This window comes from Lutimaribacter degradans, assembly GCF_023703375.1.
Lineage (GTDB): Bacteria > Pseudomonadota > Alphaproteobacteria > Rhodobacterales > Rhodobacteraceae > Lutimaribacter > Lutimaribacter degradans.
The window spans coordinates 1-24,282 of record NZ_JAMQGO010000001.1; the positions used below are offsets into that span (position 1 = coordinate 1).

The following is a 24,282-nucleotide window of genomic DNA, read 5'->3' on the forward strand; positions in this document are numbered from 1 at the left end:
ACGTGTGGCGACCCGATACGACAGATGCCCAAAGGTCTTCCTCTCCGCCATCGCACTCGCGGCGCTCGTCATTTATTGGCTATGAGTCCTGAGCCTAGCAAAAGCACATCCAACATCACGTTAGAATTTGAGCTTAACGAAACTGAGACTCAAGAGTTTAAAGACGAGATAAAAAGCAATCTAAACGGAACGCTTCCGCTAATGATATCTTTCGGCCAGAGAGACTTCGATGTGCTGATTAAGAAGCCGGGTCGCGGGCAAGCTCCGCTGACCAAAAAGAGCACGAGAATTGCTGATTTCATATCTCAAAGGATTTCGTTTGAGTACATTCCGGCAATTCGAACTGCGGAATCTGCGTCAAGAGTGATATCCGAGTTAGTTGAACGGGAATTGCTTCGACTTGAAAGGGACGAGGAATATACCAATGCAGTCCAAGTGATTGAGGATCTGCAAAAACCGGTCTTTGAAGAGTTGGCCAGTACAATTCAGTCAACGGTTGCCGGTTTCTTGCCAAATGTGAAATCGGTCGATTTACAAACACGTCGAGAAGCTCGGTATCGATCGTTGCGCCGAGACGTGGAAATTATTGTAGACGATGGAAACCTCACAAGACTCAATCGCAAAGGCGACGGTGTTCAAAGCTTGGTCGCTCTAGCTTTGATGCGTCATGCTTCAGAGCAAAGTTCTAATACTGACGGCAGTAGCATCATAGCAATCGAAGAACCCGAATCGCACCTCCATCCTCGCGCGATACATGAACTCAGATCAGTAATTGAATCACTTGCTGAAAAAAATCAGGTGGTTTTAACGAGTCATTCACCGCTGTTTGTCGACCCAAGTAATTTGAATAACACAATCATCGTCAAAAATAGTAAAGCGGCCCCTGCGGCCCACGTTGCAGATATTCGCGAGGCCCTTGGAGTTCGGTTTTCCGACAACTTGGAGAACGCTAGGGTGGTCCTTTTGGTTGAAGGTAGCGACGACGCTATCGCACTATCCGCTATAGTTGCTGCGCGAAGCGAACCGCTTAAAGAGGCAATTTGTAGCGGAACAGTCAAGTTCGATCATTTGGGCGGCGCAAGTGCTTTACGCCAGAAGGCTTCTTTCTACAACGCAGGCGCTTGTCTGCTACAGTGCTTTATGGATGATGATAAAGCCGGTCAAAGTGCCGTGCAGCGTGCAGTCGATGACAAAGTTCTAAAGCTCTTGGATGTGAATCTTTGTACTGTTCCGCACTTGTTGGAAGCGGAGTTAGAAGACCTGTACGATAAATCCGTTTACGCTGATGCGTTCCTCGCCGAGTTTGGCGTCGATGTCAGAAAGAAACCCATGGCAAAAGACAAACAAAAGTGGTCGAATACAACAGAGCGTCTCTTCCGACAGGCCGGCAAGCCTTGGAGTGACGGTGTCAAAACACAGGCTAAGAACTGGCTTGCAGAATTTGCAGCTGAAAACGCGAACAGTATCGTCAAAAAACAGCTTTCAGGGCCAATTGACAGCTTTATAAAAACTGTTGAAGCGAAATTGCCGGTTGGTTAGTGGGATACCCAACATTTAAGAATATCTCCTTTAGGCTGGGAGCGGCCGTCAGACGAGTTTCGTACGAACGTCCGCTCCGGCCCGCTTCCTGACAACCATCCACACCCGGCGACCAACAACCTTTCCCGCCGCCGATCGCGCGTGGGCCGCTTGGCGGGGTTCGCGCCCCGCAGGGGGTTAATGGCCGCGCGGTTTCGGGGGCGGATCGCGCGGGGCGGGCGGTTTTCGGGGGATATGCGGCCGGGTTACGCGTCTGTTACGTCTGCGGACGGTGCAAAACCGCGCGGTCTGGCGCTTGGGCCGCGCGGTATGCGTTCATCTTTCGTCAGGAAATGCGCGCCATCCTGGCCGGATCGCGCGGTTAACGGGGCGCGCGCCCGTTTTCGCGCGGTCAGGTCCGGCGCAGCCGTATCACCACGTCGACCGAGGCCAGCTCCGCCCCTTCGGGCACCTCCGGCAGGCGGCTGATCTCCAGTTCCTCGCTGGGCGCGTCCTGCAGCGTGCCGCTATCCTCCCAGAAGAAATGCGGGTGGTCATGGGTGTTGGTGTCGAAGTAGCTCTTGGTGCCGTCCACCGTGATCTCGTGCAGCAGCCCGACCTCGCAAAAGGCGCGTAGCGTGTTGTAAACCGTTGCCAGGCTTACCTTTTCTCCGCTGTCGCGGACATCGGCGAACAGGCTTTCGGCGGTGACGTGGCGGTGGTGCCCGTCGCCCACCAGCAGCGCCGCCAGCGCCACGCGCTGCCGCGTCGGGCGCAACCCGCCCTCCGATAGCCATTCGGTTCCACGTTCGATCTGCCGCTGGGTCACTGTCATCGCGAATTCCTTGCTCCACCGGATATATAGGGCGCACCGACCGGAAATTTCAAACAAAAACCCCAGATAACCACAGGCTTGAGCCCACCCCCCCCCCAATGCTACAGGAACCGGAACCGACACCGACGGACAAGAAGGAAGCGTCGCAGATGGCCGACTATCCCGCCAGCTTTGGCAAGGAAGACCTGTTGAAATGCGCCCGTGGCGAGCTGTTCGGGCCGGGCAACGCGCAACTGCCCGAGCCGCCGATGCTCATGATGGACCGGATCACCGACATCTCCGCTGACGGCGGCGCGCATGGCAAGGGCCATGTGCTGGCCGAGTTCGACATCACCCCGGACCTGTGGTTCTTCGAGTGCCATTTCCCCGGCAACCCGATCATGCCGGGCTGCCTTGGGCTGGATGGCCTGTGGCAGCTGACGGGTTTCAACCTGGGCTGGCGCGGCTGGCAGGGGCGCGGCTATGCCCTGGGCGTGGGCGAGGTCAAGCTGAAGGGGATGGTACGCCCCGACCGCAAGATGCTGACATACAAGATAGATTTCACCAAGGCCGTGCAAACCCGCCGCCTGACCATGGGCGTGGCCGATGGCATCGTCGAGGCCGATGGCGAGGTGATTTACGAGGTCAAGGACATGAAGGTCGCGTTGAGCGAGACGTGAACGCGATGAGCGAAACAGGTTTGCCTCCCTGTCCGGATTGCGGTTCGGCCTTTACCTATGAAATGGATGCGCTGCTGGTCTGTCCGGAATGCGGGCATGAATGGTCGGCGCAGGAGGCGGCCGCGCAGGTGATCCGCGATAGCGCGGGCACGCCGCTGGCCGATGGCGACACGGTGACCGTGATCAAGGATCTCAAGCTGGGCGGCACCTCGTCGGTGGTCAAGGTGGGCACCAAGGTCAAGAACATCCGCCTGGTCGACGGCGATCACGATATCGATTGCAAGATCGCCGGGGTGGGGCAGATCGGCCTCAAGTCGCAATTCGTTAAGAAGGTCACGAAATAGGGGCAGGGGTCGCGCCTGCCGCCGTTTTAAGCAGCCTTGAACGAATGGCGGGCCACTTCGGCGCATGTCCAGTTGCCGACGCCCCCATGCGCCTTGCCGCCGCCATCCCTGCTTGCACCTGACCGCCCCCATGCCCTACACAGTCAGCAAATAGATGAAGGGAGGCCACATGCGCCGCGTCGTCGTTACAGGGTTGGGCATCGTTTCCAGCATCGGCAACAACGCCACCGAGGTTCTGGCCGCGCTCAAGGCGGGCAAATCCGGCATCACCGCCAACGAGGCGATGAAAGAGCACGGGTTTCGCAGCCAGATCGCGGGGGATGTGAAACTGGACATCACCGAGTACGTGGACAAGCGCACGTTGCGCTTCATGGGGCCGGGGGCCGCCTATGCCCATATCGCCATGTCCCAGGCCATCGCCGATTCCGGGCTTGAGGAAAGCGATGTCGTGAACCCGCGCACCGGGCTGGTGGCGGGCTCGGGCGGGCCGTCGACATCGGCCATGCTGGCCGCGCATCTGACGGTGCTTGAAAAGGGCAGCCCGAAACGGATCGGACCCTTTGCCGTGCCGAAATGCATGTCCTCGACAATCAGCGCGAACCTCAGCACCGCGTTCCAGATCAAGGGGATCAATTATTCAATCACCTCGGCCTGTTCGACCAGCCTGCATTGCATCGGCAATGCGGCCGAGCAGATCATGATGGGCAAGCAGGACGTGATGTTCGCCGGTGGCGGCGAGGAACTGGACTGGACGCTGTCGTGCCTGTTTGATGCCATGGGCGCGATGAGCAGCAAGTTCAACGACACGCCCGAGCGCGCCAGCCGCGCCTTCGACGTGGATCGTGACGGGTTCGTGATCGGCGGGGGCGGCGGTATCCTTGTCCTGGAAGACTTGGAACATGCCAAGGCGCGCGGTGCAAAGATCTATGCCGAGGTCACCGGATATGCCGCCACCAGCGACGGGCACGACATGGTCGCACCCAGCGGCGAGGGCGGCGAACGGGCCATGCGCCTGGCGCTGCAAACCCTGCCCGAGGATCGCAAGGTCAGCTATATCAACGCGCATGGCACCTCGACCCCGGTGGGCGACGTGGGCGAGATTGAGGCGGTGCGCCGCGTCTTTGGCGAGGGCAGCACGCCGCCTGTGAGTTCGACCAAGTCGATGACCGGCCACAGCCAGGGTGCCACCGGCGCGCAGGAGGCGATTTATTGCCTTCTGGCGCTTGAGCATGATTTCATCATCCCCTCGATCAATGTCGAAACGCTGGATCCCGCGCTGAAACCCGCGGAGATCGCGACGGCGCTGGTCGAGAATGCCGGGCTCGACTCGGTGATGACGAACTCGTTCGGCTTTGGCGGTACGAACGGGTCGATGATCCTGTCCAGATATCGCGGGTAACACGAAGATGATGAATTCGATGGAGGGCAAGCGCGGCCTGATCATGGGCGTCGCCAACGACCGGTCGATCGCCTGGGGCATCGCCAAGGCGATGGCCGGGGCGGGGGCCGAACTGGCCTTTACCTACCAGGGCGAGGCTTTCGGCAAGCGGCTTTCCCCCCTTGCCGAGAGCGTGGGTAGCGATTTCATGGTCGATTGCGACGTGACTGACGACGCGACCCTGGACCGCGCCTTTCGCGAACTGGCCGAGCGCTGGCCGACCATTGATTTCCTGGTGCATGCCATTGCCTATTCCGACAAGTCGGAGCTTACCGGGCGGTTCATCAACACCAGCCGCGAGAACTTCAAGAACTCGATGGATATCTCGGCCTATTCCTTCATCGATGTGGCTCGGCGCGCCTATCCGCTGATGAAGGAGCAGGGCGGTACGATGTTGACCCTGACCTACCAGGGATCGAACCGGGTGGTGCCCAATTACAACGTGATGGGCGTGGCCAAGGCGGCGCTGGAAGCGACGACGCGCTACCTGGCCAACGACCTTGGGCCGGATGGCATCCGCGTCAACGCGATCAGCCCTGGCCCGATGAAGACGCTGGCCGGCGCAGCCATAGGTGGCGCGCGCAAGACTTACAAGCACACCGAGGCGAACGCGCCCTTGCGATCGAACGCGACGCTGGAGGCGGTGGGCGGCACCGCCGTCTGGCTGGCGTCGGACGCGGGGGCCTTTACCTCGGGCGAGGTCATTCACGTCGATGGCGGGTATCACGTGCTGGGTATGCCCCAGCCCGAGAACCTGTGAGCGAGCGGGGCGCGCCCGTGGCGCGCGCTGCCTGTCTCGGCCCGTTCCGGGCCTCGGGGCCGAGGGGCGCTGCCCCTCGGGCTCCCCGGGGTATTTGCGGCAAGAGGAAGAAGGTAGCCGGCGCATGAAGATCCTGTTCCTGGGCGATGTCATGGGGCGCGCGGGGCGCGTGGCGGTGGCCGAGCGGTTGCCGCGGCTACGGGCCGATTGGCAACTGGATTTCGTGATCGTCAATGGCGAGAATGCCAGCAACGGGGCCGGCTTGACCACGGCCCATGCCAAGCTGCTGTTCGAGGCGGGCGCGGATTGCGTGACCCTGGGCGATCATGCCTTTGACCAGAAGGACATGTTGCAGGCCATCGAGGGCGATGCGCGCATCCTGCGGCCGCTGAATTATGCCAAGCAGGCGCCGGGGCGCGGGGCGCGGGTGTTTTCCGACGCACGCGGACGCAAGATCCTGGTGGCGCAGGTGTTGGGGCAGGTTTTCATGAAACGAGCCTTCGACGATCCTTTCTCGGCCATCGACGCGGTGTTGCGCGCGCAGCCGCTGGGCGGGGCGGTGCAAGCGGCGGTCGTGGACATGCATTGCGAGGCCACGTCGGAGAAGATGGGCATGGGGCATTTCTGCGATGGGCGCGCCAGCCTGGTGGTTGGCACCCATACCCATGTTCCCACGGCGGATGCGCAGATCCTGCCGGGGGGCACGGCGCTTTTATCGGATGCGGGGATGTGCGGCGATTACAACTCGGTCATCGGGATGGAGAAATCCGAGCCGATGCGCCGTTTCGTGACGGGTATGGGAAAGGGCCGCTTTACCCCGGCACTGGGCGAGGCGACGCTGTCGGGCGTCTACATCGAAACCGACGACAAGACGGGCCGCGCCACGCGGATCGAGATGGTCCGCCAGGGCGGCCACCTGCCGCAGGCGGGCCCGTGAGCCCAGGGACGTGGAGCGTGCCCGCGCCCGTGGCGATCATGGCGGGCAGGCACATCTGCACCCCGTCGGGGGATGTTTTCGGCAGGTGCCGATCCAGGCATGGTGTCCGCCCGTCTGCCAAGTGCAGCCGCGGTGTTCTGGCCCTCTTGCTCGGGTTCGGGGCATGGGCGAGACTGACGCGTGGTGAGTGCGGGTAGCAAGGGCGCGGGCATGGAGCTTTTTCAGTTTTCCCAGGCAACGCAGGCTGTCATGTCGCTGGTCGTCGTGCTGGCGATGTTCGTGCTGTTCGTAAAGGAATGGTACCCCACCGAAGTTGTCGCGATCGGTGGTGCCGCGCTGATGCTGGTGCTGGGGCTGGTGCCCTATGACCGGGCGCTGGAGGTGCTGTCGAACCCCGCCCCCTGGACCATTGCCACGATGTTCATCGTGATGGGGGCGCTGGTGCGCACCGGCGCGCTGGATGCCTTTACCGCCTATGCCGACCGGCATGCGCAAACCCGCCCGCGCATGGCCATCGCGATGCTTTTGGGGTTTGTCATCGTGGCCTCGGCTATCATGAACAACACCCCGGTGGTGGTGGTGATGATCCCGGTTTTCGTGCAACTGGCGCGCACGTTGGGGCAATCGGCCAGCAAGTTCCTGATCCCGCTCAGCTATGCGGCGATCATGGGGGGGACGCTGACGCTGGTCGGGACATCGACCAACTTGCTGGTGGATGGCGTGGCGCGGGCCAACGGGTTGGAGGCGTTCTCGATCTTCGAGGTCACGCCGCTGGCGGCGGTCCTGGTGGTCTGGGGCATGTTCTACCTTGGGGTGATCGGGCCCTTGCTGTTGCCGGAACGCGATAGCATGGCCAGCATGCTGTCGGACCGCTCGAAGATGAAATTCTTTACCGAGGCCGTCATTCCGCCCGAAAGCAACCTGATCGGTCGCGAGGTGACGGGCGTGCAATTGTTCAAGCGTGAGGGCGTGCGGCTGATCGACGTGATCCGCGGCGACCAGTCGCTGCGGCGCAACCTGCAGGGTGTCACGTTGGAAGTGGGCGACCGCGTGGTGCTGCGCACGCAGATGACCGAGTTGTTGAGCCTGCAACGCGACAAGAGCCTGAAGCGCGTCGACCAGATCAGCGCGGTCGAGACGAGCACGGTCGAGGTACTGATAACGCCCGGGGCAAAGATGGTCGGCCGGCGGCTGGGCGCGTTGCGGCTGCGGCGGCGGTTCGGGGTCTATCCGCTGGCGGTGCACCGGCGGAACCAGAATATTGGCCGGCAGCTTGACGAACTGGTGGTGCGCGTGGGCGATACGCTGCTGCTGGAAGGGACGCCAGAGGACATTCAGCGCCTGGCCAACGAGATGGACCTTGTGGATGTCAGCCACCCGTCGGCGCGTGCGTTCCGGCGGGGTCATGCGCCGCTGGCCGTGGCAGCGCTGGTGGGTGTGGTGATACTGGCAGGGCTGGGCGTTGCACCGCTTCTGCCGTTGGCGGTGATCGCGGTGGCGATCGTGTTGCTGACCCGCTGTATCGACGCGGACGAGGCGTTTTCCTTTGTCGAGGGGCGCCTGCTGGCGTTGATCTTTGCCATGTTGGCCATCGGTGCGGCGCTTGAACATACGGGCGCGGTGGCGTTGATCGTCAACGCGATTGCGCCGGGTTTGTCGGGGCTGTCGCCCTTCGTGATCGTCTGGGTGATCTACCTTTTGACCAGCGTGCTGACCGAGATGGTCAGCAACAACGCCGTGGCGGTGGTGATAACGCCCATCGCCATCGGGTTGGCGCAGGTGATGGGTATCGACCCGCGGCCGCTGGTCGTGGCGGTGATGGTGGCGGCAAGCTGCAGTTTTGCCACGCCTATCGGATACCAGACCAACATGCTGGTTTACGGGCCGGGTGGCTACAAGTTCACAGACTTCATGCGCGTGGGCGTGCCTTTGAACCTGACCATGGGGATACTGGCCTCGGCGCTCATACCGTTTTTCTTTCCGTTCTGATGCAATGACGGGCGCGCGGAAAACGCGGCGCGAGCGTGGCGGGGAAAGAAAACGCCGAACAAGCCTGGGCATCGGCCCGCGGTTGTGCAGGGCTTTCCGCGTGCGTGCCCTGCCTGCCTTGCAGGCTGATTACAGCGGCCAGAACACAAGGATCAGCGGCACTGAAACCGCGATCACCAGGATTTCGAGCGGCAGGCCCATGCGCCAGTAATCGCCAAAGCGATAGCCGCCCGGGCCCAGGACCAGCGTGTTGTTCTTGTGCCCGATCGGCGTCAGGAACGCCGATGAGGCGGCGACGGCCACAGCCATCAGGAACGGGTCGGGCGACATGTCCAGGCTATGGGCCATCTGGATGCCCACGGGGGCTGCCACGATGGCCGTGGCGGTGTTGTTCAGCACGTCCGACAGGGTCATCGTTACGACCATCAGCACGACCAGTATCGCCCAAGCGGGCCATCCCTCGGTCAGGCTGACCAGATTATTGGCCAGAAGGGCGGTGCCGCCCGCGTCTTCGAGCGCCGCGCCTAGCGGGATCATCGAGCCCAGCAACACGATAACCGGCCATTCGATGCTGTCGTAAAGCTCGGACAGCGGCACGATGCGCAACAGCGCGTAGGCCACGACCACGATTCCCAGTGCGACGGGCAAGTATATCAGGCCGAAACTGGCCAGCGCGACGGCCACGGCGAACAGGCCGATCGCGGCCCAGGTCTTGCTGTCTTCGGTGACGGCCAGGCCGCGATTGGCCAGGGGCAGGCAACCCAGCCAGTTGACCACCTCGGTGCTGCGGTCGCGCGGGGCCAGCACAAGCAGGATATCGCCCTGTTTCACGGTGGTCTTGCGCACCTGCTTGGTGATCCGCTTGCCTTGGCGCGAGATGCCCAGCAGCACCGAGCGCTGCCGCCAGGCCAGGCCGATGGATTGCGCCGATTTGCCCACGATGCGCGCATCGGCTGGCACAACCAGTTCCAGCAGGTCGACCCCGTCGCCCTCGGCCCGCAGTTGTTCTTCGCGGGTCTTGTCGGAAAAGGCCAGGTTCATGGCCGTGCGAAACTCGTCCAGCGCCTCGGGCGCGGCCTCGATCACCAGCGCGTCCTCGGCGCGAATGGTGGCGTTACGGGCACTACCGTAAAGCCGCTCACCTCCGCGTGCCAGCCCGATGATTGCGACATCGGCCTTTTCGGCATCGGTCAGGAGCTCGGCCACGCGGTGCCCGATCAGCTCCGAATCCTCGGGCACCGTCAACTCGGCGATATAGGCGGCGAAATCGCGCGCTTCGGCCATGGCATCGTCGCGGTGGGGGATCAGCCGCCAGCCGATGGTTGCCACGAAAATCAGCCCGACGATGGCGGTTAGCCCGCCCACGGGGGCGAAATCAAACATCTTGAACGGTTCGCCCAGGCTATCACCGCGGATAGAGGCGATGATGATGTTGGGCGGTGTGCCAATGAGCGTCGCCATGCCGCCCAGGATGGTGGCAAAACTGAGCGGCATCAGTGACAGCGACGGGCTGCGCCCGGCCTTTCGCGCGGTCTGGATGTCAACGGGCATCAGCAACGCCAGTGCCGCCACGTTGTTCATGAAGGCCGACAACACGCCGCCCACGCCGCCCATCAGCGTGATGTGATGACCAAGCGAGCGGCTGCTGTCGATGACCGTGCGCGTGATCAATCCCACCGCGCCCGAGCGCATCAACCCCGTTGAAACGATCAGCACAAGCGCCACGACCAGCGTGGCTGGGTGGCCGAAGCCGGCAAATGCGTCTTTTGAGGGCACCACGCCCAGCACGACGCCGATCAGCAACGCTGAAAATGCAACTATATCATAGCGAAAGCGCCCCCATAGAAGCATCGCAAAGACACTGGCAAACAGGGCAAACAGGATGATCTGATCTTGCGTCATGACGCAGGTTTAGACCGTTTGTTCCTGCCCGTCACGCAGAGTATGCAGCGATTTCCTGCCGGTTGGGTGCCGGCGCCAGCGCAGCTCGAACCGGCAGGCCGCGTGACCCATCGCGCAGCATGTCACCTCGCGGACGCGGGCCCGGTGATGAACAAGGGCGGTAAACAACCGCTCGAACACGGCCGCGTGCCAGTCACATACGGGCCGGGGCCGGATTTCGCCGCGGACCACGGGGTTGGCGGTGATGTCGAAAACGGTGGGATGCCCGGGCCGGGCGGTCAGGTGCCCGGTGCCGCAGAATGTCCAGGCATGGGCCGTGATCGCACGGGTCAACACCCGCGCCGCCAAGGGCGCGGGCAGGGTGCGCAGCAGCCTGCGCGCCGAGGCGGGTATGCGGTTGTCCAGGAGGTAATCGCCCGTGGCCAGCCCCGCCGCCCGCGCCATCGCGCGCGCATGTTCGGGGTGGCGCAGGCGCATGTCCTGGTGGATGGCGGCCACCAGCGCCTCGTCGATCATGACGCGGCCGTCGGGCACTTCCATCAGACCATGCGCGGCAAAAAGGGCATGGCGTGCGTCCACGCCCACGTCGCGATCAAGCACGGGGGCCAGTTGCATCAGTGCGTTGGGGCCGATCCGGCCCCCGGACAGGCCAGAGTGATCAAGCATCCACCTGTTCCGTGCTGCGACCGCCGGCCACCGCCTTGGCGGCATCTTCGGGTATTTTCAGGGCGTTGCGTTCCTCGGCTCGGGCCTTGCCTTGTGCGCGCAGCGCCTCGCGCCGTTCGGCGGCACGGGCCGCGCGATCGGCGGCGGCTTCCCAGTCTTCCATCTGTGCGTCGGCGATGGTGCGGGTTTCGTCAAAGTGGAAATCCACCTTGCCCTTTGTCTGCGGCCCCCAGTATCCGGCCTTGCCCAGGTCGTAGAAGGTGCGCCCGACACCGGCCTTCAGGAATGCCTTAAGGCAGCCAAGCAGGTACCGGCGGCGATAGCCGGTGCCGCGCCATGGATAGTGGAACAACGCCTTTCGCATGTAGAACCGGCGATAGTTCTTCATCACGCCGTCCAGCAGCTCACCCCGGGTCAGGGCTTCGGGCTTCATGATGGGGGTTACGAAGTTGTATTTCGAGAAATCGAAAACCTCGACCTGGTCCTTCAATTCCTGGAAAAGCGGGGTAAAGGGCCAGGGCGTGTACATCGACCAGTTGGCAAGGTCGGGCTGCCAGTCCCAGGCCATCTGGAATGTCTCTTCCAAGGTTTCGGCGGTCTCGTTGTCCAGGCCCACGATGAACTGCGCCTCGGTAAAGATGTCGGCCTCGCGCAGAAGGCGTATCGCCTCCTTGTTTTCCTCGACCTTGGTTTCCTTGTTGAACAGGTCCAGCTTGAGCTGTGCTGCGGCCTCGGTCCCGAGGCTGACATGTACGAGCCCGGCCTTGCGGTAGAATTTCAGCAGATCGCGATCTCGGTAAATGTCGGTTACACGGGTGTTTATGCCCCATTGTACCCTGTCGGGCAGGCCGCGCTTGATAAGTTCTTCGCAGAACTGCACGAATTTCTTCTTGTTGATGGTGGGTTCCTCGTCGGCGAGGATGAAGAAGCCGACGCCGTGGTTGTTCACCAGGTCCTCGATCTCGTCCACCACCTTGATGGGGTCGCGCACGCGGTAGTCGCGCCAGAATTTCCACTGGGAACAGAATGAACAGGTGAACGGGCAGCCGCGCGCCATGTTGGGGATGGCCACCTTCTTGTTCAACGGGATGTAGATGTACTTGTCCCACTCCAGAAGCGACCAGTCCGGGTTTATGGCGTCAAGATCCTTGACGGTAGGGGCGGCCTGGGTGGCCACGATCTGATCGCCTTCGGTATAGGCCAGCCCCTTGATTTTATTGCGGCCCTCGGGCCAGCGGCCCTGGTCGATGGCCGTTATGAGGTTGGTAAAGATCTCTTCGCCCTCGCCACGCACGATCACGTCGATCCAGGGCGCTTCGGACAGTACCTGCTTGTACATGAAGGTGGCATGCACCCCGCCCAGCACGCGCAGCGCGCCCGGCACCACTTGCGCCGCGATTTTCAAAACGTCCTCGGCCTTGTAGATCGAGGGCGTGATCGCGGTGACGCCAACCACGTCAGGTTCCAGTTCGGACAGCCTGCGGGCCAGTTCGTCGTCTTCCATGTGGTTGGTCATGGCATCCAGAAAAGTGACATCGCAATAGCCGGCATCGCGCAGATGCCCGGCCAGGTAGGCCACCCAGGCCGGTGGCCAGTTCCCCGCGATCTCGGCGCCGCCGGAGTGATAATTGGGATGAACAAGAACGATACGCATGGCAGAGATTCCCTTCTGTGTCCTGCCAACCTAACATTGGAAAGTGTCAACCCAACTTGACATACATCAAATCCCGGCCATGTGCCTGGGGGGATTGAACCCCGGCCGGCCTTTCGCCTATAGACACGTGCGCAGGAATTTCCCGGAGATTGCATCATGGCAGGCCATTCGAAATGGGCGAACATCCAGCACCGCAAAGGGCGTCAGGACGCCGTGCGGGCCAAGCTGTTTTCCAAGCTCAGCAAGGAAATCACCATCGCCGCCAAGATGGGCGACCCCGACCCGGACAAGAACCCGCGCCTGCGCCTTGCTGTGAAAGAGGCCAAGGCGCAATCCATGCCCAAGGACAACATCGAACGCGCGATCAAGAAATCTGTCGCCGGGGAAGGCGATGAATACGAGGAAATCCGCTACGAGGGCTATGGCCCGAACGGCGTCGCGGTGATCGTCGAGGCGATGACCGACAATCGCAACCGCACCGCATCGAACGTGCGGTCGACCTTTTCCAAAAACGGCGGCAACCTGGGCGAGACGGGCAGCGTTGCCTTCATGTTCGAACGCAAGGGTGAGGTGGTCTATCCCGCCGCAGTGGGGGATGCCGACACGGTCATGATGGCCGCGATCGAGGCGGGCGCGGAAGACGTGGAAAGCAGCGAGGACGGCCACGTGATCTGGTGCGCGGATACCGACCTGAACGACGTGTCCAACGCGTTGGAGGCCGAGCTGGGCGAAAGTGAATCGACCAAGCTTGTCTGGAAGCCTACGACCACGACCGAGCTGGACCTTGAAGGCATGCAGAAATTGATGAAATTGATCGACGCGTTGGAAGATGACGATGACGTGCAACGCGTCACCACCAATTTCGAGGCCAGCGACGAGGTCATGGCCCAACTGTAACGCGCCAGACCAGAAAATTTATTGCAGCGCCGTGGTTTGCGGCGCTGTTTTCATGTCTGCTGACCGGGTTTGCGCGGGCTGTGATTTTGCCGGAAAAATCCGCGGATTTACGCTGTTTTCCGATTTTTGAAATTTTATATGATTTTCAGCGCCTTGCCGGCCATGCCTTGAGTCACTTCTGAGGTCGAACGCGCGTCGCGCCGTGGGTCTTTCGGTTATAGGACAGCGGCAAAGGGCAATGGACGCTTGAAGAAAGCAGATAGATATTCCCTGTTTATCCACAGAAAAATCAGAATTTTGTTGTCCTATTACGTTTCACGGGCATGTTATCCACATAAAGTGGTCACATCACCATTTCAGGCGTCAGTTGCCGTGCCGCGACCCTTTCGTTGAATTGCAGCATCTGCGCGGGCCAAGGTCTGCGCGGTCATGCCCCTGGTGAAGCACCGGGTATCAGAACCGGGGGCGAAAGTGGCGGTGTAACGCAGATCGTCCGACGGGTGGGGGATACAGCCCTGAACCGCACGCCTGCAGCCCGAACGAGCCAAGAGACTGCACCGAGGCGAGCGCGGCCAGTTGTGCGGGGTCCAGATGCGGCGGTGAAAATTGATCGGATGAAAACAGATTGTCTAGCCTGAACGCGAACCGGGTGGTACGCGACGCCGGTCAACAGATCGAAAGGGGCAGGCATGCAATCGGCCATCGCGGGGTTTTCACTGGGGTTTTCGCTGATCCTGGCCATCGGGGCGCAGAACGCCTTTGTATTGCGGCAGGGGCTGCGGCGGGCGCATGTGCTGCCCATCGTGCTGACCTGTGCCTTGTCTGATGCGGTTCTGATCGTCCTTGGCGTGGCGGGCTTTGGCGCGTTGGCCTTGGCACTGCCTTGGCTGGAGCCGGTGATGCGGTACGGTGGCGCGGCTTTCCTGGGCGTTTACGGAGCGCGGGCCTTTCTGGCGGCATGGCGCGGCGGCGAGGCCCTGGAGGCAGGGCAGGATGCCGGCAGCCTGCGTGCGGCATTGCTGACCTGCCTGGCGCTGACATGGCTGAACCCGCATGTCTACCTTGATACCGTTGTTCTCTTGGGCACGATCTCGGCGCAATATAGCGCGCGGCCATTCGCCCTGGGCGCGGTGGCGGCCAGTTTCACCTTTTTCTTTTCGCTTGGATACGGCGCGCGCCTGCTGGCGCCGTTTTTCGCGCAGCCCCGCGCGTGGCGCGCGCTGGACGTGATCGTGGGCCTGGTGATGTGGGCCATCGCGGCCAAGCTGCTGCTGGGCGCGTGACCCCACTTGCAGTTAACTCGTTAACGTGAATTCATGGCGCCATGAAAAACGCGGAAGCAGCAAACCGGCCCGTGATGGGCGTGTTCTGGATGGTGGTGACGGGTATTCTGTTCGTCTGTGTCACCGCCCTTGTGAAATACCTGGGCACCGATATTCCTTCGCCGCAAGCGGCCTTTATCCGCTATGCGCTGGGGCTGGTTTTCGTCCTGCCCATGATCCGGCCGATTCTGAACGCGCGGCTGACGCAGCGGCAATGGGGCCTGTTCACCCTGCGGGGGCTGGCGCATGCGGCCGGCGTTTCGATGTGGTTCTTTGCCATGGCGCGTATCCCGATCGCCGATGTCACTGCGATGAATTACCTGGCGCCCATTTATGTCACGATTGGCGCGGCGCTGTTTCTGGGGGAACGGCTGGCCAAGCGCCGGGTGATCGCGGTGATCGTGGCGCTGCTGGGGGCCCTGATCATCCTGCGCCCCGGGTTTCGCGAAGTGGGCGCCGGACATCTGGCGATGCTGCTGGCGGCCATCGTGTTCGGGGCCTCTTACCTTTTGGCCAAGGTGCTGACGGACGAGGTTGATGCCATAGTCGTGGTGGGAATGCTCTCGATCTGGGTGACGGTCGGGCTGGCACCGATGGCCGCAAGCGTCTGGGTGCCGACTGATCTTGAAACCGTGATGGTGCTGTTCGGCGTGGCGATACTGGCGACGGGAGGGCATTACACGATGACACTGGCCTTTGGCTGTGCGCCGCTGACCGTGACACAGCCGGTGACGTTCTTGCAACTGGTCTGGGCTGTGGCCGTGGGCGCGCTGTTTTTCGGCGAGGCGGTGGACCCTTGGGTTATCATGGGCGGGCTGGTCATCATCGGGTCGGTCAGTTTCATCACCTGGCGCGAGGCCGTGCTGAAGCGCCGCGCGGTTACGCCCGCCGCTCCTGCAACCAAGCTGTGATCGGGGCATTGGCCGGATCCAGAGGCGCGCTGCCACGCAAGCCGCGCCCTACGGGGTGCGCGGATCGAGCAGTTTTTCGATGATCCGGGCCGGGGTGATTTGCCCCACCAGTTGGTCGTCGCGCGTGATGCCGATGACGTCGTTGGCTGTCACGGCCTGCATGACCTGCTGGATTGTCGCTTCCGCAGGCAGGGTTATTTCCGGTGTGCCCTGCGCCGTTGTCATGATGTCGCCCGCGCACAGTACGCCCAGCGGGTTCATATGGGCCACGAAATCGGCCACGTAGGGGCTGGCCGGGTTGGTAAAGATGTCCTGCGGGGTGCCGCATTGCACGATGCGCCCGCCCTCCATGATGGCGATGCGATTTCCGATCTTGAACGCCTCGTCCAGGTCGTGGCTGACGAAGATGATTGTGCGGCGGCGTTTTTGTTGCAGCTCCAGCAACTCGTCCTGCAGCCGGGTGCGGATGAGCGGATCAAGCGCGGAAAAGGGTTCATCCATCAGCAGGATCGGCGCGCGGGTGGCAAAGGCGCGGGCCAGCCCGACACGCTGTTGCATCCCGCCCGACAGCTCGCTTACCTTGTGATCGGCCCAGTCGGACAGGCCCACCAGCGCCAGTTCTTCATCGATGCGGGCCTGCCGGGCGGCGCGGTCCATGCCTGCCAGTTCCAGTCCCAACCCGACGTTCTCGCGCACGCTGCGCCAGGGCAGCAGGCCGAATTGCTGGAACACCATCGAAACGGTGCGTTGGCGCAAACCGCGTAGGGTGGCGGCATTGGCGGTCGTGACGTTGACGGGGCCCGTGTCGGTGGTAATTTCCACATTGCCGCGCGCCACGGGGTTGAGCGCGTTGACCGCCCGCAAGAGCGTGGATTTGCCCGAGCCCGACAGGCCCATCAGCACCAGGATCTCGCCCTCGGCCACGTCGAGCGAGCAATCATGGACCCCAAGAACCTGCCCGGTGGCACGCTGCACCTCTTCGCGGCTTTGGCCCTGGTCCATCAGGGGCAGGGCAGTCGCAGGCTTGTCGCCAAAGACGATCGATACGTTTTGAAAGGATACGGCGCTCATTTGCGATCGAGCCTCAGCAGACGGTCCAGAATTATGGCGAGCACGACAATGACGAAGCCAGACTCGAAGCCAAGCGACGTGTTCACCTGGTTGAGGGCGCGAACCACCGGAACGCCCAGCCCGTCGGCGCCGACCAGCGCGGCGATCACCACCATCGACAGCGATAGCATGATGGTCTGGTTCAGACCCGCCATGATCTGGGGCAGGGCGTAGGGCAGTTCGACCTTCCAAAGGGTCTGGCGTGGTGTGGCGCCGAAGGCCTGCGCTGCCTCGAGCAGCGGCTTTGGCGTGCCGGTGATGCCCAGATGCGTCAGTCGGATCGGCGCGGGCAGAACGAATATCACGGTCGCGATCAGCCCCGGAACCATGCCGATGCCGAAAAAGACGATCGCCGGGATCAGGTAGACGAAGGCCGGCAATGTCTGCATCAGGTCAAGCACGGGGCGCATCGCGGCATAAAGGCGGGGGCGGTGTGCGGCGGCGATGCCGATTGGCACGCCCACCCCCATACAGACCACGCAGGCCGACAGCACAAGCGTCAGGCTTTCGGTGGTCTCTTCCCAGTAGTCCTGGTTGACGATGAAAAGAAATCCAACCGCCACCAGGACCGGCATTTGCCAGCGCCGGTGCAGCGCGAATGACAACACCGCCAGAACGCCGATGACGATCAGCGGATGCGGTGTTTGCAGCACCCACAAGATCGCGTCGATCAGCGCCTCGAGCGAGTCGGAAAGCGCGTCGAAGGCGAAGGTGAAATTGCGTTGGAGCCAGTCAAATACCGCCGCGGCCCAATCGCCCACGGGGATTTTTCTGTCGGTCAGCCAGTTCATGTCGGGGTTTCCTGGTAGCGTGTGACGCCGCGTGCCGCGCGCATGGTGGCAAAACCTTCATGCCTTGGCGCGGCGGGCGAAAACTCATGTCGCAGGATCGCGACGACGGTTTGGAGGATGATGCGGGGTCTGGCACTGTTCTTGATCGTGGCCGCGCGGCCCCCGCGCCAGTGCAAGGTCCGCTCGGCCAAAAGGGCTTGCCTGCCGGCAAGCCCCGTTTTCGTGCGGAGCGGTCTCACTCCAGCGCGGCCTTGACCGCGGCCATCGCATCGCCGCCATCGCGGGTGGTCACACCGTCAAGCCAGCCGTCGAGCACGCCGGGATTGGCCGCGAGCCATGCGCTTGCGGCGTCGGCGGGGTCTTCTCCGTCATTCAGGATCGCGCCCATGATCTCGTTTTCCATGGCCAGCGTGAATTCCAGGTTTTGCAGCAGCTTGCCGACGTTGGGACATTCCTCCACGTATCCGGCTCGGGTGTTGGTAAGCACGGTCGCGCCGCCCAGGTTCGGGCCGAACCAGTCATCGCCACCCGTCAGGTAGGTCAGGTCGTAGCGTGCGTTCATCGGGTGTGGTTCCCATGCAAGGAACACGACGGGCTCATCGCGGCTGTCGGCACGGCCCACCTGCGCCAGCATCCCTTGTTCGCTGCTTTCCTTCACATCGAATTCGCCCAACCCAAAGGCATTGTCCGCGATCATGTCCATGATCAGGCGGTTGCCGTCATTGCCCGGCTCGATGCCGTATATGGTTTCCTCCAGCGCCTCGGCATGGGTCGCGATGTCTGCGAAATCGGCGATTCCCAATTCTGCGCCCGCGGCGTTCGTGGCAAGCGTGTATTTCGCGCCTTCCAGGTTGGTGCGCACGGTATCGACAGTTCCGGCCTCGCGGTAGGGGGCAATGTCGGCCTCCATCGTGGGCATCCAGTTGCCCAGGAACACGTCGATATCACCTGCCGCCATCGAGGTGTAGGTGACAGGCACCGACAGCACCTTGATATCGGTGTCGTAGCCCAGTGCCTCCAGCACCGTGGTGGTGGCAGCGGTGGTGGCGGTGATGTCGGTCCAGCCCACGTCGGAAAAGCGCACGGTGCCGCATTCGGCCCAAGCTGCGGGGGCGGTAGCGATCAGCGCCAGCGCGGATAGCATGGATTTCGTGGTCATTCGGAGTCTCCCTTGTGTCGAGGTTTATTGATTGACGAGTCAATCAAATACCAATTAGGTCGTTTGCATAGCAACTTGGGGGTCGCGTGTCATCATGCCCAAGCTCGGAATGGAGCCTATACGCCGCGAGGCGCTGGTAAAAGCCACGATCGCAGAGATCGGAGTATGTGGCACGCTGGATGTCAGCGTGGCGCAGATCGCGCGTCGTGCCGGCATGTCCTCGGCGCTTGCGCATCACTACCTTGGCGGCAAGGAACAGATCCTTGTCGCGGCAATGCGTTACACCATGGGGATCTACGCCGCCGAAGTGCGCGGTGCGCTGGCAATGGCAGCGACGCCTGCCGCACGGGTCGAGGCGATCGTGCGTGCCTCGTTCAGCCCGCGCAATTTCCGGACCGATACGGTTGCGGCATGGATGAACTTCTATGTTCTTGCCCGCCGTGCGGACGAAGCACAGCGCCTTTTGGTCGTCTACCAGCGGCGGCTGCGGACGAATCTTTGCCACGCCCTGCGCCCGGCCATCGGGGGGCGTGCCGAACCGGCGGCCGATCGGATCGCGGCGCTGGTCGACGGGGTCTATCTGCAACAAAGTCTTGGCCGCGACACGCCCGACAGCGATCAGGCGGTGGCGCAGGTGCTGGGCTACCTGGAACTCGAACTGGAAAGGGCTGCGTCATGACCCGCCCCAATATCCTGGTTATCATGGTCGACCAGTTGAACGGCACGTTGTTTCCAGACGGGCCGGCAGACTGGTTGCATACGCCGAACCTGCGCAAGCTGGCGCAGCGTTCGACGCGCTTTGCCAACGCCTATACCGCCAGCCCGCTATGCGCGCCGGGGCGGGCGGCCTTCATGTCGGGGCAATTGCCCAGTCAGACGGGCGTTTACGACAACGCGGCCGAATTCACATCGAGTATCCCGACATTCGCCCACCATCTGCGCCGTGCGGGGTATTACACCTGCCTTTCCGGCAAGATGCATTTCGTGGGCCCCGACCAGTTGCACGGGTTCGAGGACAGGCTGACCACCGATATCTATCCGCCCGATTTCGGCTGGACGCCGGATTACCGCAAACCCGGCGAGCGGATCGACTGGTGGTATCACAACATGGGCAGCGTGACCGGCGCTGGCGTGGCCGAGATTTCCAACCAGCTGGAATATGATGACGAGGTGGCGTTCCACGGCGTGCAAATGGTTTATGACCTGGCACGCGGAAAGGATGACCGGCCCTGGTGCCTGGCGGTCAGCTTTACCCACCCGCACGACCCTTACGTTGCGCGGCGCAAATACTGGGATCTCTACGAAGACAGCGACCAGCTGCACCCGACGGTGCCGGCGATGGAGTACGAAACCCACGATCCGCACAGCCAGCGTATCTTCGATTCGAATGACTGGCGCAGCTACACCATCACCGAACGCGATATCACCCGCTCGCGGCGGGCGTATTTCGCCAATATCTCGTATCTCGATGAAAAGATCGGCGAGGTGCTTGCCGCGCTTGAGGCGACCCGGCAGGCCGAGAACACGATTGTCGTGTTCGTGTCCGATCACGGCGACATGCTGGGTGAGCGCGGGCTTTGGTTCAAGATGAGCTTTTTCGAAGGCTCGGCCCGCGTGCCCATGATGATCGCGGCGCCGCAGATGCGCCCCGGCCTCGTGAGCGATCCGGTCAGCAACATCGACATCTGCCCCACGCTTTGCGACCTTGCCGGCGTTCCGATGGACGATGTAATGCCCTGGACGACGGGCGAAACCCTGGTGCCGCTTGGGCGGGGAGCCGTGCGCAAAAGCCCCGTGGCGATGGAATACGCCGCCGAGGCGAGCATTTCGCCGATGATCGCGCTGCGCGAAGGGCGCTGGAAATACACCAACTGCGCGCGTGACCCCGAGCAGCTCTTCGACCTCGATGCCGACCCGCATGAGCTGACAGACCTGGCCGAAAGTCCGGAACATGCCGCAACGCTCGAACGTTTTCGCATCATGGCGGCCGAACTCTGGGACCTGGAACGCTTTGACGCCGAAGTGCGCCAATCGCAGGCGCGCCGGCTGGTCGTGTACGAGGCGTTGCGCCGGGGCGGCTATTTCCCGTGGGATTACCAGCCGCTCCAAAAGGCCAGCGAACGCTATATGCGCAACCACATGGACCTGAACGTGCTGGAAGAAAGCCAACGCTTTCCGCGTGGCGAATGACCCCTTCATCTTGCTGAAAAAACTTGCGCCGGAGGCGACACCCATGACCTATCCAACACAGCCGACCGCCAGCCATTTCATCGGCGGTGAGTATGTCGAAGATACCGCCGGCGCCGCGCTGCCGGTTGTCTACCCGGCCACGGGTGAAACCATCGCCATTTTGCACGAGGCCACGCCCGCCATCATCGACCGGGCGCTGGAGGCCGCGAAAGGCGCGCAAGCTGACTGGGCCGCGATGAGCGGCACCGAGCGCGGGCGCGTACTGCGCCGCGCCGCCGATATCATGCGCGCGCGCAACCATGATCTGTCGGTTCTGGAAACCATGGATACCGGCAAGCCTTACCAGGAAACCAGCGTGGCCGACGCCACCAGCGGCGCGGATGCGCTGGAATATTTCGGTGGGTTGGCGGGCAGCCTGACGGGGGAGCATATCCAACTGCCGGGTGGTGACTGGGCCTATACCGTGCGCGAGCCCTTGGGCGTCTGCGTCGGGTTGGGCGCGTGGAACTACCCCACCCAGATCGCCTGTTGGAAGGCCGCACCCGCGCTGGCCTGTGGCAACGCGATGGTGTTCAAGCCCTCGGAAACCACGCCGCTTTGCGCGCTGAAGGTTGCCAAAATCCTGATCGAGGCCGGTGCGCCTCCAGGGCTGTTCAACGTGGTGCAGGGCGCGGGCGCGGCGGGCGCGGCGCTGACGACCGATCCGCGCGTGGATAAGGTCTCGCTTACGGGGTCAGTGCCCACGGGCAAAAAGGTCTACGCCGCTGCCGCGGCCGAGATGAAGCATGTGACCATGGAACTGGGCGGCAAATCGCCCCTGGTCGTGTTCGACGATGCCGACCTGGACGACGCCGTGGGCGGCGCGATCCTGGGAAATTTCTATTCCTCTGGGCAGGTTTGTTCCAACGGCACGCGGGTTTTCGTGCAACGCAACCTGCGCGATGCCTTTCTTGATCGCCTGTCCGAAAGGTTGGCAAACGCCGTTATCGGCGATCCGCTGGACCCGGAAACCAGTTTCGGCCCCATGGTCAGCGAGGGGCAGTTGCAGATCGTGCTGAATTACATCTCCAAGGGCACCGAGGAAGGCGCGCGGCTGGTCTCGGGTGGCCAGCGTCTTGACCGGCCCGGCTGCTGGATCACGCCGGCCGTGTTCGCCGATGTGACGGACGACATGACGATCGCGCGCGAGGAAATTTTCGGCCCCGTCATGTGCGTGCTTGATTTCGAGAACGAGGACGAGGTGATCGCGCGGGCCAACGCCACCGAATACGGGCTGTCGGCAGGCGTCTTTACCAGCGATCTGCAACGCGGCCACCGGGTGATCGGTGCGCTTCAGGCCGGTAGCTGTTTCCTGAACTCCTACAACGATGCGCCGGTCGAGGTGCCGTTCGGCGGAGTCAAGATGTCGGGCGTGGGCCGTGAAAATTCAAAGGCCGCGATCGAGCATTACAGCCAACTCAAATCCGTGTACGTCCGCATGGGCCGGGTCGAGGCCCCCTTCTGATGCATGCCGATTACGTTATCGTTGGCGCCGGCAGCGCCGGGTGTGCCATGGCGTATCGCCTTGCGCAGGCCGGGCGCAGTGTCATCGTGATCGAACATGGCGGCAGCGACTGGGGTCCGTTGATCAACATGCCCGGCGCGCTGTCCTACCCGATGAACATGGCGCGCTATGACTGGGGCTATGAAACCGAGCCCGAGCCGCACCTGGGTGGTCGCCGCCTGGCGTGTCCGCGCGGCAAGGTGGTGGGCGGCTCGTCGTCAATCAACGGCATGATTTATGTGCGCGGCCATGCGCGCGATTTTGATCACTGGCGCGATCAGGGGGCAAACGGCTGGGGCTATGCCGATGTGCTGCCCTATTTCAAGCGAATGGAACACTGGCACGACGGCGGTCATGGGGGCGACCCGGCTTGGCGTGGCACCGATGGGCCGTTGCACGTGACGCGCGGGCAGCGCGTCAACCCGCTGGTGCGCGCTTTCGTGCAGGCGGGCGTGCAGGCGGGATATCCCGAAACGGGCGATTATAACGGGCACCAGCAAGAGGGCTTCGGCCCTTATGACATGACGGTGTGGCAGGGGCGGCGCTGGTCGGCGGCGCGGGCTTATCTTGACCCGGCGCTGAAACTGCCCAACTGTACGCTGCTGCGCGGGCTGGCACGGCGCGTGGTGATCGAGGATGGACGCGCAACCGGCGTCGAGATCTCGCGCAAGGGCCGGACCGAGGTGATCGCCGCGCGGGCCGAAGTGATCCTTGCGGCCTCGGCCATCAATTCGCCCAAGCTGCTGATGCTGTCGGGGATAGGCCCTGCTGCGCATCTGGCCGAGCACGGCATCCCCGTGGTGGCCGACCGGCCCGGCGTGGGGCAGAACCTGCAGGATCATCTTGAGCTTTACATCCAGATGGCGGCCAGCCAGCCGGTCAGCCTGTATAAATACTGGAACCTGTTCGGCAAGGCGTGGGTGGGGCTGCAATGGCTGTTGGCCCGTCGCGGCCCCGGCGCGTCGAACCAGTTCGAAAGCGCGGGCTTCATCCGCAGCCGCGCGGGCGTTGATTACCCCGATATCCAGTATCATTTCCTGCCCATCGCCGTGCGCTATGACGGGCAGACAGCGGCCGAGGGTCACGGGTTCCAGGCCCATGTGGGGCCGATGCGCAGCGTGTCGCGCGGCGCTGTCAGCCTGCGCGGCGCCGATCCGGGCGCGGCGCCGAAGATACTGTTCAACTACATGAGCGACGAAAGCGACTGGCGCGATTTCCGGCGCTGCATTCGGCTCACGCGCGAGATATTTTCGCAAGATGCCTTCAAGCCCTTCGTCAAACACGAGATCCAGCCGGGTGAGGCCGTGCAATCCGATGACGCGTTGGATGATTTCATCCGTGACCATGTCGAAAGCGCCTATCACCCCTGCGGCACCTGCCGGATGGGGCGGGCCGACGACCCGGGCGCGGTGGTCGACGCGCAGGCGCGCGTGATCGGTGTGCAGGGGCTGCGCGTGGCCGACAGCTCGGTCTTTCCGCGCATCACCAATGGCAACCTGAATGCGCCGTCGATCATGGTGGGTGAAAAGGTGAGCGACCATATCCTGGGCCGTGATCCGCTGCCACCCGAGAACGCGCAGCCCTGGATACATCCCAACTGGCAGAGCGCACAGCGTTGAGATAATCTCCTTTTCTTAACCTTGGTTAACAAATCCGG

The 24,282-nt window shown here is 62.6% G+C and carries 22 protein-coding genes and 1 pseudogene; 15 read left to right on the plus strand and 8 right to left on the minus strand.

What is annotated here, in order from left to right; all coding sequences use genetic code 11:
• Together M8744_RS00005 and M8744_RS00010 are read left to right on the plus strand one after the other, a co-directional pair.
• Nucleotides 1–85 (plus strand): annotated as a pseudogene (locus M8744_RS00005) (IS5/IS1182 family transposase); the annotation flags it as partial.
• Entirely contained in the window at nucleotides 82–1,539 is a 1,458-nt protein-coding gene (locus M8744_RS00010) for an ATP-dependent nuclease (RefSeq protein WP_353049783.1), read from the plus strand. The pseudogene M8744_RS00005 and the gene M8744_RS00010, both read left to right, overlap by 4 nt.
• A 391-nt stretch (nucleotides 1,540–1,930) precedes the next feature.
• On the opposite strand, the gene irrA is transcribed toward M8744_RS00010, so the two are convergent.
• The gene (irrA, locus tag M8744_RS00015; RefSeq protein ID WP_251407480.1) at nucleotides 1,931–2,353 is read right to left on the minus strand and encodes an iron response transcriptional regulator IrrA; all 423 of its coding nucleotides are present in this window, start codon (nucleotides 2,351–2,353) and stop codon (nucleotides 1,931–1,933) included.
• 149 nt (nucleotides 2,354–2,502) lie between these two features.
• On the opposite strand from irrA, the gene fabA reads away from it, so the two are divergent.
• The 6 genes from fabA (at nucleotide 2,503) to M8744_RS00045 (ending at nucleotide 8,480) form a co-directional block, all read left to right on the plus strand.
• Entirely contained in the window at nucleotides 2,503–3,012 is a 510-nt protein-coding gene (fabA, locus tag M8744_RS00020) for a bifunctional 3-hydroxydecanoyl-ACP dehydratase/trans-2-decenoyl-ACP isomerase (protein WP_251409966.1), read from the plus strand.
• A 5-nt stretch (nucleotides 3,013–3,017) separates the two neighbouring features.
• The gene (locus M8744_RS00025; protein ID WP_251407483.1) at nucleotides 3,018–3,356 is read left to right on the plus strand and encodes a zinc ribbon domain-containing protein YjdM; all 339 of its coding nucleotides are present in this window, start codon (nucleotides 3,018–3,020) and stop codon (nucleotides 3,354–3,356) included.
• A 169-nt stretch (nucleotides 3,357–3,525) separates the two neighbouring features.
• Nucleotides 3,526–4,755 (plus strand): beta-ketoacyl-ACP synthase I, encoded by a 1,230-nt coding sequence (gene fabB / locus M8744_RS00030; RefSeq protein WP_251407486.1) that lies wholly within the window; start codon nucleotides 3,526–3,528, stop codon nucleotides 4,753–4,755.
• A gap of 7 nt (nucleotides 4,756–4,762) precedes the next feature.
• Nucleotides 4,763–5,554: an enoyl-ACP reductase FabI gene (locus M8744_RS00035; RefSeq protein ID WP_285813206.1), complete on the plus strand. Its 792-nt coding sequence runs from the start codon at nucleotides 4,763–4,765 to the stop codon at nucleotides 5,552–5,554.
• A gap of 124 nt (nucleotides 5,555–5,678) precedes the next feature.
• Nucleotides 5,679–6,491, plus strand: a complete 813-nt coding sequence (locus tag M8744_RS00040; RefSeq protein WP_251407488.1) for a TIGR00282 family metallophosphoesterase — start codon at nucleotides 5,679–5,681, stop codon at nucleotides 6,489–6,491.
• 210 nt (nucleotides 6,492–6,701) lie between these two features.
• Entirely contained in the window at nucleotides 6,702–8,480 is a 1,779-nt protein-coding gene (locus M8744_RS00045) for an SLC13 family permease (protein ID WP_251407491.1), read from the plus strand.
• Nucleotides 8,481–8,609: 129 nt separating this feature from the next.
• On the opposite strand, the gene M8744_RS00050 is transcribed toward M8744_RS00045, so the two are convergent.
• The 3 genes from M8744_RS00050 to bchE are packed head-to-tail and all read right to left on the minus strand — an operon-like array spanning nucleotide 8,610 to nucleotide 12,702.
• A complete protein-coding gene (locus tag M8744_RS00050) occupies nucleotides 8,610–10,382 on the minus strand; it encodes an SLC13 family permease (RefSeq protein ID WP_251407494.1) in 1,773 nt (590 codons plus the stop codon).
• A 9-nt stretch (nucleotides 10,383–10,391) separates the two neighbouring features.
• Nucleotides 10,392–11,048 (minus strand): bacteriochlorophyll 4-vinyl reductase, encoded by a 657-nt coding sequence (gene bchJ, locus M8744_RS00055; RefSeq protein ID WP_251407497.1) that lies wholly within the window; start codon nucleotides 11,046–11,048, stop codon nucleotides 10,392–10,394.
• Entirely contained in the window at nucleotides 11,041–12,702 is a 1,662-nt protein-coding gene (bchE, locus tag M8744_RS00060) for a magnesium-protoporphyrin IX monomethyl ester anaerobic oxidative cyclase (RefSeq protein ID WP_251407500.1), read from the minus strand. The genes bchJ and bchE overlap by 8 nt, the downstream gene beginning before the upstream one ends.
• Nucleotides 12,703–12,858: 156 nt before the next feature.
• On the opposite strand from bchE, the gene M8744_RS00065 reads away from it, so the two are divergent.
• The 3 genes from M8744_RS00065 to M8744_RS00075 all read left to right on the plus strand — a co-directional run bounded on the left by M8744_RS00065 (nucleotide 12,859) and on the right by M8744_RS00075 (nucleotide 15,832).
• Entirely contained in the window at nucleotides 12,859–13,599 is a 741-nt protein-coding gene (locus M8744_RS00065) for a YebC/PmpR family DNA-binding transcriptional regulator (protein ID WP_251407503.1), read from the plus strand.
• A gap of 689 nt (nucleotides 13,600–14,288) precedes the next feature.
• Nucleotides 14,289–14,882: a LysE/ArgO family amino acid transporter gene (locus M8744_RS00070; RefSeq protein ID WP_251407506.1), complete on the plus strand. Its 594-nt coding sequence runs from the start codon at nucleotides 14,289–14,291 to the stop codon at nucleotides 14,880–14,882.
• Nucleotides 14,883–14,923: 41 nt separating this feature from the next.
• On the plus strand, nucleotides 14,924–15,832 hold the full coding sequence (locus M8744_RS00075) for a DMT family transporter (protein ID WP_251407510.1): 909 nt from the start codon (nucleotides 14,924–14,926) through the stop codon (nucleotides 15,830–15,832).
• A 48-nt stretch (nucleotides 15,833–15,880) separates the two neighbouring features.
• Here M8744_RS00075 and choV read toward each other — a convergent pair whose 3' ends face one another.
• Genes choV through choX form a run of 4 tightly spaced genes read right to left on the minus strand, consistent with a single transcriptional unit; the run spans nucleotide 15,881 to nucleotide 18,892 of the window.
• Nucleotides 15,881–16,903 carry a choline ABC transporter ATP-binding protein gene (choV, locus tag M8744_RS00080; protein WP_251407512.1) on the minus strand — a complete coding sequence of 341 codons (1,023 nt, stop codon included), beginning with the start codon at nucleotides 16,901–16,903 and terminating at the stop codon, nucleotides 15,881–15,883.
• Nucleotides 16,900–17,733, minus strand: a complete 834-nt coding sequence (gene choW, locus M8744_RS00085) for a choline ABC transporter permease subunit (RefSeq protein ID WP_251407514.1) — start codon at nucleotides 17,731–17,733, stop codon at nucleotides 16,900–16,902. The genes choV and choW overlap by 4 nt, the downstream gene beginning before the upstream one ends.
• Complete coding sequence (locus M8744_RS00090) at nucleotides 17,730–17,972, minus strand: hypothetical protein (RefSeq protein WP_251407516.1); 243 nt, start codon at nucleotides 17,970–17,972, stop codon at nucleotides 17,730–17,732. The genes choW and M8744_RS00090 overlap by 4 nt, the downstream gene beginning before the upstream one ends.
• Complete coding sequence (choX, locus tag M8744_RS00095; RefSeq protein ID WP_251407517.1) at nucleotides 17,969–18,892, minus strand: choline ABC transporter substrate-binding protein; 924 nt, start codon at nucleotides 18,890–18,892, stop codon at nucleotides 17,969–17,971. The genes M8744_RS00090 and choX overlap by 4 nt, the downstream gene beginning before the upstream one ends.
• Before the next feature lie 94 nt (nucleotides 18,893–18,986).
• Here choX and betI point away from each other — a divergent pair, with 94 nt between their 5' ends.
• Genes betI through betA form a run of 4 tightly spaced genes read left to right on the plus strand, consistent with a single transcriptional unit; the run spans nucleotide 18,987 to nucleotide 24,244 of the window.
• Complete coding sequence (betI, locus tag M8744_RS00100) at nucleotides 18,987–19,571, plus strand: choline-binding transcriptional repressor BetI (RefSeq protein WP_251407519.1); 585 nt, start codon at nucleotides 18,987–18,989, stop codon at nucleotides 19,569–19,571.
• A complete protein-coding gene (gene betC, locus M8744_RS00105) occupies nucleotides 19,568–21,082 on the plus strand; it encodes a choline-sulfatase (RefSeq protein WP_251407523.1) in 1,515 nt (504 codons plus the stop codon). The genes betI and betC overlap by 4 nt, the downstream gene beginning before the upstream one ends.
• A gap of 43 nt (nucleotides 21,083–21,125) precedes the next feature.
• Entirely contained in the window at nucleotides 21,126–22,586 is a 1,461-nt protein-coding gene (gene betB / locus M8744_RS00110; RefSeq protein WP_251407526.1) for a betaine-aldehyde dehydrogenase, read from the plus strand.
• Complete coding sequence (betA, locus tag M8744_RS00115) at nucleotides 22,586–24,244, plus strand: choline dehydrogenase (RefSeq protein WP_251407529.1); 1,659 nt, start codon at nucleotides 22,586–22,588, stop codon at nucleotides 24,242–24,244. Before betB ends, betA begins: the two co-directional genes overlap by 1 nt.
• Nucleotides 24,245–24,282 lie beyond the last annotated feature (38 nt).

What these genes read in the sequence shown, in the direction of transcription:
- M8744_RS00010 (WP_353049783.1), top strand. Translation starts at nt 82, where the DNA reads ATGAGTCCTGAGCCTAGCAAAAGCACATCCAACATCACGTTAGAATTT.
- irrA (WP_251407480.1), bottom strand. Translation starts at nt 2,353, where the DNA reads ATGACAGTGACCCAGCGGCAGATCGAACGTGGAACCGAATGGCTATCG.
- fabA (WP_251409966.1), top strand. Translation starts at nt 2,503, where the DNA reads ATGGCCGACTATCCCGCCAGCTTTGGCAAGGAAGACCTGTTGAAATGC.
- M8744_RS00025 (WP_251407483.1), top strand. Translation starts at nt 3,018, where the DNA reads ATGAGCGAAACAGGTTTGCCTCCCTGTCCGGATTGCGGTTCGGCCTTT.
- fabB (WP_251407486.1), top strand. Translation starts at nt 3,526, where the DNA reads ATGCGCCGCGTCGTCGTTACAGGGTTGGGCATCGTTTCCAGCATCGGC.
- M8744_RS00035 (WP_285813206.1), top strand. Translation starts at nt 4,763, where the DNA reads ATGATGAATTCGATGGAGGGCAAGCGCGGCCTGATCATGGGCGTCGCC.
- M8744_RS00040 (WP_251407488.1), top strand. Translation starts at nt 5,679, where the DNA reads ATGAAGATCCTGTTCCTGGGCGATGTCATGGGGCGCGCGGGGCGCGTG.
- M8744_RS00045 (WP_251407491.1), top strand. Translation starts at nt 6,702, where the DNA reads ATGGAGCTTTTTCAGTTTTCCCAGGCAACGCAGGCTGTCATGTCGCTG.
- M8744_RS00050 (WP_251407494.1), bottom strand. Translation starts at nt 10,382, where the DNA reads ATGACGCAAGATCAGATCATCCTGTTTGCCCTGTTTGCCAGTGTCTTT.
- bchJ (WP_251407497.1), bottom strand. Translation starts at nt 11,048, where the DNA reads ATGCTTGATCACTCTGGCCTGTCCGGGGGCCGGATCGGCCCCAACGCA.
- bchE (WP_251407500.1), bottom strand. Translation starts at nt 12,702, where the DNA reads ATGCGTATCGTTCTTGTTCATCCCAATTATCACTCCGGCGGCGCCGAG.
- M8744_RS00065 (WP_251407503.1), top strand. Translation starts at nt 12,859, where the DNA reads ATGGCAGGCCATTCGAAATGGGCGAACATCCAGCACCGCAAAGGGCGT.
- M8744_RS00070 (WP_251407506.1), top strand. Translation starts at nt 14,289, where the DNA reads ATGCAATCGGCCATCGCGGGGTTTTCACTGGGGTTTTCGCTGATCCTG.
- M8744_RS00075 (WP_251407510.1), top strand. Translation starts at nt 14,924, where the DNA reads ATGAAAAACGCGGAAGCAGCAAACCGGCCCGTGATGGGCGTGTTCTGG.
- choV (WP_251407512.1), bottom strand. Translation starts at nt 16,903, where the DNA reads ATGAGCGCCGTATCCTTTCAAAACGTATCGATCGTCTTTGGCGACAAG.
- choW (WP_251407514.1), bottom strand. Translation starts at nt 17,733, where the DNA reads ATGAACTGGCTGACCGACAGAAAAATCCCCGTGGGCGATTGGGCCGCG.
- choX (WP_251407517.1), bottom strand. Translation starts at nt 18,892, where the DNA reads ATGACCACGAAATCCATGCTATCCGCGCTGGCGCTGATCGCTACCGCC.
- betI (WP_251407519.1), top strand. Translation starts at nt 18,987, where the DNA reads ATGCCCAAGCTCGGAATGGAGCCTATACGCCGCGAGGCGCTGGTAAAA.
- betC (WP_251407523.1), top strand. Translation starts at nt 19,568, where the DNA reads ATGACCCGCCCCAATATCCTGGTTATCATGGTCGACCAGTTGAACGGC.
- betB (WP_251407526.1), top strand. Translation starts at nt 21,126, where the DNA reads ATGACCTATCCAACACAGCCGACCGCCAGCCATTTCATCGGCGGTGAG.
- betA (WP_251407529.1), top strand. Translation starts at nt 22,586, where the DNA reads ATGCATGCCGATTACGTTATCGTTGGCGCCGGCAGCGCCGGGTGTGCC.